At 35.5% G+C, this 9,737-nt stretch carries 9 protein-coding genes and 1 CRISPR repeat array; all 9 genes read right to left on the bottom strand.

What is annotated here, in order from left to right; genetic code table 11:
• Positions 1–9: 9 nt before the first annotated feature.
• Positions 10–482: a CRISPR direct-repeat array (repeat unit 37 nt; unit sequence GTTTCAATCCTTGTTTTTCTGGATATGGAATTCAGAC).
• A 158-nt stretch (positions 483–640) separates the two neighbouring features.
• The 9 genes from cas4 to cas1 all read right to left on the bottom strand — a co-directional run bounded on the left by cas4 (position 641) and on the right by cas1 (position 9,365).
• Positions 641–1,201, bottom strand: a complete 561-nt coding sequence (cas4, locus tag QAI40_RS15265; RefSeq protein WP_304511768.1) for a CRISPR-associated protein Cas4 — start codon at positions 1,199–1,201, stop codon at positions 641–643.
• 82 nt (positions 1,202–1,283) lie between these two features.
• Positions 1,284–3,566 carry a CRISPR-associated helicase Cas3' gene (gene cas3, locus QAI40_RS15260; RefSeq protein ID WP_304511767.1) on the bottom strand — a complete coding sequence of 761 codons (2,283 nt, stop codon included), beginning with the start codon at positions 3,564–3,566 and terminating at the stop codon, positions 1,284–1,286.
• A complete protein-coding gene (gene cas5 / locus QAI40_RS15255; protein WP_304511766.1) occupies positions 3,553–4,428 on the bottom strand; it encodes a CRISPR-associated protein Cas5 in 876 nt (291 codons plus the stop codon). Before cas5 ends, cas3 begins: the two co-directional genes overlap by 14 nt.
• A gap of 15 nt (positions 4,429–4,443) precedes the next feature.
• Entirely contained in the window at positions 4,444–5,376 is a 933-nt protein-coding gene (gene cas7b, locus QAI40_RS15250; protein ID WP_304511765.1) for a type I-B CRISPR-associated protein Cas7/Csh2, read from the bottom strand.
• 19 nt (positions 5,377–5,395) lie between these two features.
• Positions 5,396–5,818, bottom strand: coding sequence for a hypothetical protein (locus QAI40_RS15245; RefSeq protein ID WP_304511764.1), 423 nt, complete (start codon positions 5,816–5,818; stop codon positions 5,396–5,398).
• Positions 5,819–5,822: 4 nt separating this feature from the next.
• Positions 5,823–7,376, bottom strand: a complete 1,554-nt coding sequence (locus tag QAI40_RS15240; protein WP_304511763.1) for a TM1802 family CRISPR-associated protein — start codon at positions 7,374–7,376, stop codon at positions 5,823–5,825.
• A gap of 16 nt (positions 7,377–7,392) precedes the next feature.
• Entirely contained in the window at positions 7,393–8,058 is a 666-nt protein-coding gene (locus QAI40_RS15235) for a CRISPR-associated endonuclease Cas6 (protein ID WP_304511762.1), read from the bottom strand.
• Positions 8,059–8,080: 22 nt separating this feature from the next.
• Positions 8,081–8,380, bottom strand: a complete 300-nt coding sequence (cas2, locus tag QAI40_RS15230) for a CRISPR-associated endonuclease Cas2 (RefSeq protein ID WP_304511761.1) — start codon at positions 8,378–8,380, stop codon at positions 8,081–8,083.
• 1 nt (position 8,381) lies between these two features.
• Complete coding sequence (gene cas1 / locus QAI40_RS15225) at positions 8,382–9,365, bottom strand: CRISPR-associated endonuclease Cas1 (protein WP_442875399.1); 984 nt, start codon at positions 9,363–9,365, stop codon at positions 8,382–8,384.
• Positions 9,366–9,737 lie beyond the last annotated feature (372 nt).

The raw sequence follows: 9,737 nt of genomic DNA, 5'->3' as shown, positions 1-9,737 counted from the left end.
CTCATTCCAGTTTCAATCCTTGTTTTTCTGGATATGGAATTCAGACGTATCCATAAGGGCACCGTCTTGGAAGCCTTACAGGGTTTCAATCCTTGTTTTTCTGGATATGGAATTCAGACATTTCATAATCTTTGCCCAACTTGGCTTTTAAAGAGTTTCAATCCTTGTTTTTCTGGATATGGAATTCAGACAATCTATAAGTCGGTGTCCGGTTGTATTCTCCGATAGTTTCAATCCTTGTTTTTCTGGATATGGAATTCAGACTGGATAGGATAATTGTTAATATCATTTGCACTTAAGTTTCAATCCTTGTTTTTCTGGATATGGAATTCAGACAAACTTTAGAAAATAATCTTTGTTTCCCTTTATCATTGTTTCAATCCTTGTTTTTCTGGATATGGAATTCAGACATTTCTTTGTATTTTTGAGAATATCCTGCAAGAAAGTTTCAATCCTTGTTTTTCTGGATATGGAATTCAGACCCTTATTTCTTAAAATACCTTTTAATTTTAAGTATGTTAAACATTTTTTCAAAGATCAAGATATCTATATAATTTAACGTAATCAACCCCTTTTTCTTAAATTAATGATTACAAAAGTAAACATAGCAATCTGTTTTTAAAGATAATTTCAGCATTTTTTAGCTTTCACAGATATTTTTATAACAGCAGTCGACACATCGTTTTATAGATGATGCCCGTCTGGGATAAAATCCCGTCTTAAGAATGTGAATAACTTCTTTGATACTTTTTTTCAATTCCGATTTATCCTTTTCATTAAATTCTAATTCAATAAGTTTATTTTTTGATCGTGTATAAATAATGTATGCCCTGTTTGATTTTTTCCCATAATTATCTTCTATCATTAAAGAATAGCACAGTGCCTGGATCTTTTGTGTTTTATAATTTATCTCTTTATATTTTGCATATTTAAAATCAAGGGGTGCCATTGTATTGTCAGCAAAAGTCAACACTTCGTCAATTATTCCCCTGATATGATATCGATTTGATGAAAGGTAAACATTGCTTTGTTTTTCAACCACACCAAGTTTTTTGCGCAAATATTCCTTATTGAAGCTTGCTTTTTGCTCATGGATTTTCCGACCTTTAATAACCTTAAACCGTTTTTCTTCCCTCTGGGGAATATCCAAGGCAAACATGAAATAGATAAACCGGGGACAAAATGTATATTCAATGAGCATTGAGGGCGTTATTGATACAACTTTTTGTGGATGACTTAGAATATGCCCATCCTCCTTTTAATAAATTATTATTTGGCCTGTGTTAAAAAGATAGTGTTAACGTCTCTTCTCCTAACCAGCCTTTTTCACAACAGTATTTTGTTTTATTTCTGACAAATTTATATGGACAAACTTTGATCTGAACTATTTCATGTAAATCTTGTAATCCGGCTGTTTCATCCATTGAAACATTGATAACATATTGGGATATTTCTTTGAGTATACTTTTTAATTTGCTCTTACAATCCATTTTACCTTCCATGGATTTTCCCGGCTGTTTCATTTTTTCATGAATGTTATCAATTTTTAATAAAAATAATTGGTGCAGATCCTCTTCTATTTCAATAAAAACAGGGGCAATATTCGGAATTTCTTTCATAAAATTATTTAGATAAGTGCGATACACTGTTTCAAATTCAAGCTTTCGCATCTCCTGATATAATAAAGGATCTGGGGCTACCCTTTCCACGACGATTTGAAAATATTTCTTAAGGAGTGGAAGTATTCTATTTTCATTTACCTCTGAAGAAAATAATTCTAAAATCTCTTCTTTCAAAAGATCTGTAGGATGATATGGGCAATAACCTATTTTGTCAGTTACTAACAGTTTAGCACTTTTGTTCATTCCTTCTCTGTTTTCTCTATTTATACGTCCGGCGGCTTGAATCATACTGTAAAGAGGAGCAAATTCCCTGATACCAAAGTCGAAATCAAGATCGACACCCGCTTCAACAACCTGAGTTGAAATGAGCAGGGTTTTTTGTTTCTCTTTCAACCTCTTTTTTACTGTACTGATTATATTGGCCCTGCATTTTGGAATAATATTTGTATTTAAAAAAAATAACTCAGAGTATGAAATATCCTTTTTAAAATTCTCTTTTACCTCGCTATAGAGATCTAATGACAGTTTTTTTGAATTTACTACACATAATAAAGAGCGATTGCTGTTATAATGAATTTTTGTCGCAGCAAGAAGGGAGTCCATATTATTGATCTGAGTATTGATCTGAATCGAATACCGGTTATTAAAATCCATTGAAAAATACCGGTTGTCAAGCAGTTCAGCCAGTATGTTCTGGGAGATATATTGTTTGATTGCCGGAATTGTTGCTGACATTAAAATAAAATCAATATTAAAACTTTTTGATAAAAAGGTTATGGTTTTTGCAAGATCCTGAATCAGCATCCTTGGTATTGCCTGTATTTCATCCAAAATAATAACAGAATCCCGAATTGTCCAAAATTTGACAAGATCCCTGTTTTTATTTGAATAAAAAATATTTAAAAGCTGATTAAAAGTTGTCACAATGACCGTATCCGAAGACCATGACATGGCTATAAAATCATTTTGTTGCTGCGAAGAAGATTCTTTTTCATTTTTCTCTTCATTATCAGGGGATATGTAATTTTTTGAATGGGTTAAATGGTGAAACTTAAGCAGATCGTCCTTTTCTAAAATCAAATTGTATTCTTCATGAGTCTGGTCGATTATGGATGTCATGGGCAAGGCATTAATAATTCTTTTTTTATTTTTGTCATGACAAATTTTAAGGGCAAGATGCAGTGCGGAAAAGGTTTTCCCGATTCCAGTCGGCGCTTCAATTATAAAAATACTTTTATCTTTATTCCTGCTGTAGGTGTTTATGATTTCTTCACGTGCCTGGTTTCTCACAAAAGCCATTTTATTGTTTTTTGATTCAACTAATTTAACAAGATTTGAAATATATGTTTCCCATTGACACGATTTTTTTTCTGAATAGGGTTCTTTGAAAATTGCTTCATATTTGTCTGAAAAAATTAATCTGGAGAAAATATCTTTAATTAAAAAATAATTTTGAAACGATTCAAGATCATGTTCCTGTACAAAGTCTTCCTGGTCAAAGAAAGAACAGATTTCATCCAGATCCAAATCAAGTGGCAGGCATATTCTCTCACAGATTTTTCCTAACCTTTTTTCAATACCAGGATATGCTTCCAACAAATCATCTATGAAAGACAGCTTGTCATCTAAAAAGTTATTAGTATTTTCAAGATCCCCATGGTGTTTCAGTATAGCGTAAAAAATAGCAAATGATTCCGGTGTAATCTTATGATTTTTATTCGTCAAATAGATCAAAGCGCTTTCAAGGGCATGGGTCGTTCGTCTTGCATGGTCGGGATTTTTTATATATTTTTGAAATTCATCTGTAAGTTTTCCTATATCATGAAAAAATGCAGCCTCCTTGTGAGAATCCTCCGCAAAGGAGGCTGCGATATTGATTAAATGCTTTTGAACGGGATAGTTCGGATGGGACCAATATTTTTCTTCAATATCAAACAAATTCACAATAATATTTTCCTGTATTTGTTTTGACAGCAAAAGTCTGTTTTTCATCTTTCAACAAAATAGATTTGTCGCACAGAATAAAGTTTTTATATTCTCTATATTCTCTTGCCCCAATGGTTTTGGTGGCCATATAAACATTGGTATATTTTTTATCTTCTTCAAAAACAATTTTTGAGGGGTTTGCTGTAAAAGAATTCAGGATGTTCGATCCTTCCAATCCCCATTCACAGTCCAGCAACCTGTAATTAGCCGGGAATTCACTATTCCCCATATAAAAGTAAAATGCACTAAAATGAGTCTGAAGGAGTGGAATGATCTGTTCTTCATGTTTGAAATCTTTTACAAAGATGAGATATTCAGGGTCGATGAGAAGCTCCCTGAAAATTGGCTTCGGTGATCTGAAACTGCTATTGAAAACCTTCGAACAATTATCCGATCCATTTTTTAATTTTTTAAATTCTGCTTCGATTTTTTTATCAGCAGTCATTAAAAATTTTTCTTCTTTTTTGGATAGTTCAGAACAATCGTCCAATCTTTTTTTTTCCTGAACAAGCTCATTATATTTCTTTCTGGCGTTAAAATATTTTTCCATGGTGCTGATTTTAGTTTCCGATACCTTTGTGTAATCTGCCACATAATTCTGAGCAAAGCTTTTTTTCCTGATCGGTTTTTCAAGCACCAAGGAATATTTAAAATCAAAGTATTCAGGGTCATTGAAATACGTATTATAATCAATCCCAAGAATAGCTGCCATCATCCCCCCTATTGTTGTTTTAGGCGGAATGGGGAAGGTAAGATTCTGGGTAATGGTCAACGGATCCCTGAATACACCGAAGTTACTCCATAATTTAAAACAAAACATAGGCACCCCACATTATCAACTCTGACGACCAAGAGATGCAAATTCCATTTCATCCATTATTTTCACATTCTTGATTTGTTCGAGTTCTTTTTTGTAATGTTCTAATGAATCATCACAGACGATTTCAACAGATTCAATATAGGATTCTGCTTTGTTAACGGCCAAAATAAACTTTGAGAAATCAATCTCAGCTTCACTGATCTGTCTTATCAAATCACTCTCTTCGTTCCCCAATCCGATTAGCTCGTCCAGAAGACCGATAAAATAACTATTGTCTTCCTTGTAAATGATTCTGATGAGCATCCTTGATTTTTGACCCACCTTGCTCCTGGTATTGAGCAGTTTGGTACCGAACCAGAGGGAATCCAGCATTTTTTGGATATCCTCTTCTGTTGTATTTGCTTTAAGCGCCTGGAGTCTGTTGATCGTGCCGTACATGGCAAAAAGTCCATAGGGGATATAATTATCCGCACGAAAGGTCTTTTTAAATTTCGCTTCGCCATCCTTCCCCTTGGTTGCAAAGGCGCCTGTGCCGGATTTAAGAATGGTTTCTGTTTTATTCAACGATTTTGTCCATGAAAACTGGACCGGCCCAACTAGCTGAATATTGCTTTTGGGTGCCACGCCGCCAAACAGCCTATTGTCAATACAGGTGAGGAAAACATCCAAAGGCTCTTTTAAATCACTTTCATCTTTTATCTGTTTAAAGCGGTCTTCGGCATTAAGCCCATGGGCAATAATTTCCTCGTTGTTAATATAAATCAATTCTTGTTTTCGGTATTGAAGATCATCCCGGATGGTTCGTTTAATGCGGACATCACTGACAATGGCTTTCTCATCCACATCATCAAATCTGGGGGCATTATCACTTGCCATATCACCATTGGGGTTACACATTCTTGCATCCCAAACAAAAAGCAGCTCACTGTGTTTTGCACGATTATTCATTTTTTTCTCCTTTATTTTTTTATTCATTCTCTTTTGCCTGCTCTGCCTTTGAAAATTTGCCATAATCGTCAAATCCTGCAACAAAGGCATAGGTGATTTTTGAGCCGGATATCCCCCTTGATTTGGATTCAGGTGTTTCATGGGCAAGTTTTCTTACCTCTGAATCATTTCGAATCCTCAATTTGAGTTTTTGCTCATATCTGAACGCCATCTCAAAAATCCGGTCCAGGTTCCGGTAATTGATGATCTGGCCTGAAAGCCAGTTTTTAAAAGTGACATTCCCCTTGCTTACAGGAGAAAAAAAAGAATGGTTAATAACTGCCTTGGCATAGGCCCCGATAAAATAGGCTTTCTGAATGGCAGAGTTCCCATAAAACCCTGTGGTATCTGTTTCCTTTCTTACAAGGAAGCAATCATCAAATGAACTTTTCTTTTCCGACATACACTTACTCCTTGATTTTTTTTATTGCATGGAAAAATTCCATTAACTTATTTTCCTGATGGGTATAATTTTCAGGGAAATTAATCCAATCCATTATTCCATTATTCATTCGTTTTTTATGTGCATAATCAGACTCCCTGTGAAATTCAAATCTTGCCAGAAGATCCTCTATTGTTATTGTTTCCTCCGTGAGCAAAAGACGGGACAGATGCAGTCTTTCCTGTAAAATGCGATTTTTATTCTGTTTTTGGGATTTATTTATGACAAGATAAAGTTCATCCCGGTTAAAATAATCTTGAAGATAAATCTTGTCCCGGTTCTTTGAATGCAATGTAATATTATCTTCAATGCCAAATGATTTCATCGCATCCACAAGCCTTGCCAGCCTGCTGGGAACAACATCTTCAATAGCACCTTTCACCTCAAAAGAAAGATTTGTCCGGTTTATTGCGGTAAAAATAAAATCAAGGGTGACTGAATTTTTCAAATCACCCAAATGATCTGCCTGTTCTTTAAATTCCGTTATCAGACCCGTATCCCGCGCTTGAATTTCGGCAATGGTTTTTCTATATTCTTTATCAATCTCTTCAATTTCCCCATTCTTCGCTTTCCCGGTGTCCTTCTTGCCATGTTTATTTTTTTTATATTGATCTAAAACAAGCTTTAATTTCTTTTCCTGTTTTCTAAAAGCATCCAGCTTTCCGGGTTTTCTTTTTGTTGCATTATTAGCCAGGACCAGGCGGCTTAAAACTTCCTGAAAGGCTTTTTTATCATCAGATATCATGTTTGGAATAATAATATATTCCAGTCCCTTATAGAAAAATGCCAGTTTTTCAAGAATATAGATCCATGCCAGCTTTATGTTTTTGGCACTTTCAAGGGATAATGGAAGATTTTCCTTGACCCTATAATTTAATGAATCATGATACTGGTCATAGGAGAAAATTTTGAATTCCGGACGGTAGCCGACCAGAGCTTCCTGATTCGTAAAAATATCATACCCGACGCTTGATTCTTTCAGTTTATTGACAGGAGTTTCATACCAGTTTTGCCATACTTCCGGCATGATTTCCGGCAGAGACTGACCGTTGACAGATATCCAGAACCAGAAGTATCCACCTTTGATTTCATCCAACGAGGCCAAGACCTCATCATCAGAACGCTGGTCAAAAAAATCAACAATAGCCTGAGAACTTTCCTGATTCTCATTTTGTGAAAAACAAATTACGCTCTTTCCCATAGTATTTACAAGAAGGGGGAGTTTGCTCTTGATACTTTCATTTTCCTTGATTTTTAATTGAAGGTTTGGATACAAGTAATAAATTCCACCTCCGGCTCCGCCCATTTTTTTTGTAAAAAACATTTTATCTTTCGAGATCGCTTTCTTTCTTAACACCAAAGAAACAACCGCAGAATCCTTTATATTGAAATCAAGATTGATATACTCGGGCTGTTCTCCATCATTAAAACTGGCGTCCGGATTCAGTTTAATAACGTCCTTAATGTCTTTTTCCGAAAGCACACTACCGATTTTCCATAATTTGTAAGACAGGCTCATTTTCTACCTCTTAATTTCATAGAATTTTTTTAACACTTCCAAACCCGCGAGACACTGACTTTCCCAACCCCATATGATCTGGAACTATAAAGTTGGTTTTAAACATACCTTTAAAACCGATCATCTGCTGACTCTTTAAGGTGACTTTTGTTTGCTGAAACTGTAGGTCGGTATTGATTTTCTGATTCTGTTCAAGTTGAAGATCAAGGTACTTTGACATGGACAGGATGTTTCCGATCAGTATTCTTTTCAACAGATCATTTTTCTCTTTCTGGTTTTTCAGATTGATAAAAATTGCAAAATTTTTCTGATTCAGGCCGACCCAGGGAGTGATGAATTCATACATGAATGTTTCCTGGGAAAAACCAAAATCAACTATTTCGATTTTTAAATCTTTTTCATTAATCGGGATCTTTCTTCCCTCAATTTCAATTTGATCAAGAGTCATAAAAATCTCAGTAAAAATTTGAACCGCTTTTTCTGTCAAAGCAACGATACACGGGATATTGTCTATAATTTTAAACTGGATCAAAGGATACCTGTATATGCTTTTCCCGGTATCAGCATCATGGTTGTGAATCAGGTCATATTCTGCAAATACATTGCCGACATATCCCCGCAATTTATGAATTTGGGAAGGATAGAGTTTGATATTGTTAAAATAGAGAATTGCTTTTTTCATTAATGTTTTACCTTGTTATCGGTCAAAAAAATTTTGACAAAATCTCATCGTTCACCAATTTTTTATCAAATCCCTGTCCAAGGACCTGAATACGCCTGAAATCTTCCTGGCAGAAAGGAAAGAGGTAAACACTGTCTGTTTCCTCGTCTATTTCGTCCAGACAGATTTCTGCCAGTTCATCAAAGCGATTGATATCCAGTTTACCCAGAAAAATACTTTTCTGAACCCTTGTCATGCCATATTTTTTGCATTTTTTTGCCACCCTGTTCCTGGTTTTGTTTGAAGCAATATCATACATGATCCATGCAAGAATTTTAGCCATATTAAAATTCCTTTATATCCAGCCAGTCCGGGTGTTCAACTGCCTCATCTTCAAGAAGAATGTTTGCAAGTTTATGGGCTTCATGGCTGATAATATGTTTCCGTTTCACGTTTCTTCTTTTGTATCTGACTTTTTCTTCCAGATGCTTGGTAAGAGAATCAATCACCAAAGGCTTTCCCTTGTCATTGAGGGAACAGGAATGTTCTTTGATATCAAAATATTCGTCTTTTGCTTTTTTACCTGTAAAAAGATAGACTGCCGTTTGTTCGGCAAAAATCCTGAAAGGTTCTATCAGGTCAAAGACAAGGGATTTTTTATTATAGTTGTCTGTATGCATAAACCCTACAAAAGGATCAAGGCCGGCAATAATACATGCTTTTTCAACCCGGGAATAAAGCACACCATAACAATAGTTTAACACCGCATTAAAAGGATTTTTTGCCGGTCTTTTTGAGCGGCCTTTGAACCGATATTTTTCAGGCATAATTTTTGATATGCATGAAAAATATGCCCGACCTGCCGAACCCTCAAGCCCCATGATTATTGAACGGGATTCTTCAAGATCCTTAAAGTTACGATCAAGGGCTTCAAGAGAACCCTGGATGGTATGAAGCGGGACCGGAAAAAGCTCTTTTCTGTCCGGTCTTGAATACTTGAGTTTTTTCAGGAATGCGACCTGGTTGTTTATTTTCTGCCTGATAAGATCAAGCACAAGTTTCAGTCCAAGCTCACAATTCGCAGCATCAAGTTGTTTCCTTCGAATCAGAGCGGTTGAACCCATTTTTGAAAACCACACCCTTCCAATGGGAAAGCCGTACTTGTCAAGGAAAACCAGATCTATATTATTTTCAAGCGCAAGGGATATGGCCTGTGTGCTGATCATGGCTTTATTAGAGATGATAATCGATTCAATTTTCATGGGAGAAAGATCAAGTATATTTTCCTTATTCTGAAAGCGAAAAATCTCATCTTTCTGCTTGATCATGGTGCCTGGAGTATTTATAACAACTTGGATATGTGATCTCCTGTAAGTAGTTTATATTACGATTTTATACCCAAAGGCTCGTCTATCATGAATGGCCCATGGGTTTTCTCGTCCCTAATTCTCAACAGGCTTTATAATGGATTAATAATCCATTACAATCTCTTAGTAAGTTTGAAGTGATTCGTCAATAAGTATAAGTGCTTATTTTTGAAAAGAATTCTACTAACGTAACCTCGTGTTCGACAGCTGTAGATACACAAAACTGGAAAAGCCCTGCCAGTCAAGGGATACAGCTATCCACTCAAAATGGCGTAGTGCCTACAAAATCAGGGGGTGGATTTGATGGATTTTATCTTTTGAGGAAGCGGTATA

The organism is Desulfobacula sp. (genome assembly GCF_030611305.1).
In the GTDB taxonomy this organism is placed as follows: domain Bacteria; phylum Desulfobacterota; class Desulfobacteria; order Desulfobacterales; family Desulfobacteraceae; genus Desulfobacula.
Note: the sequence above shows the minus strand (reverse complement) of the source record. Positions and strands in the feature narration are given on the sequence as shown.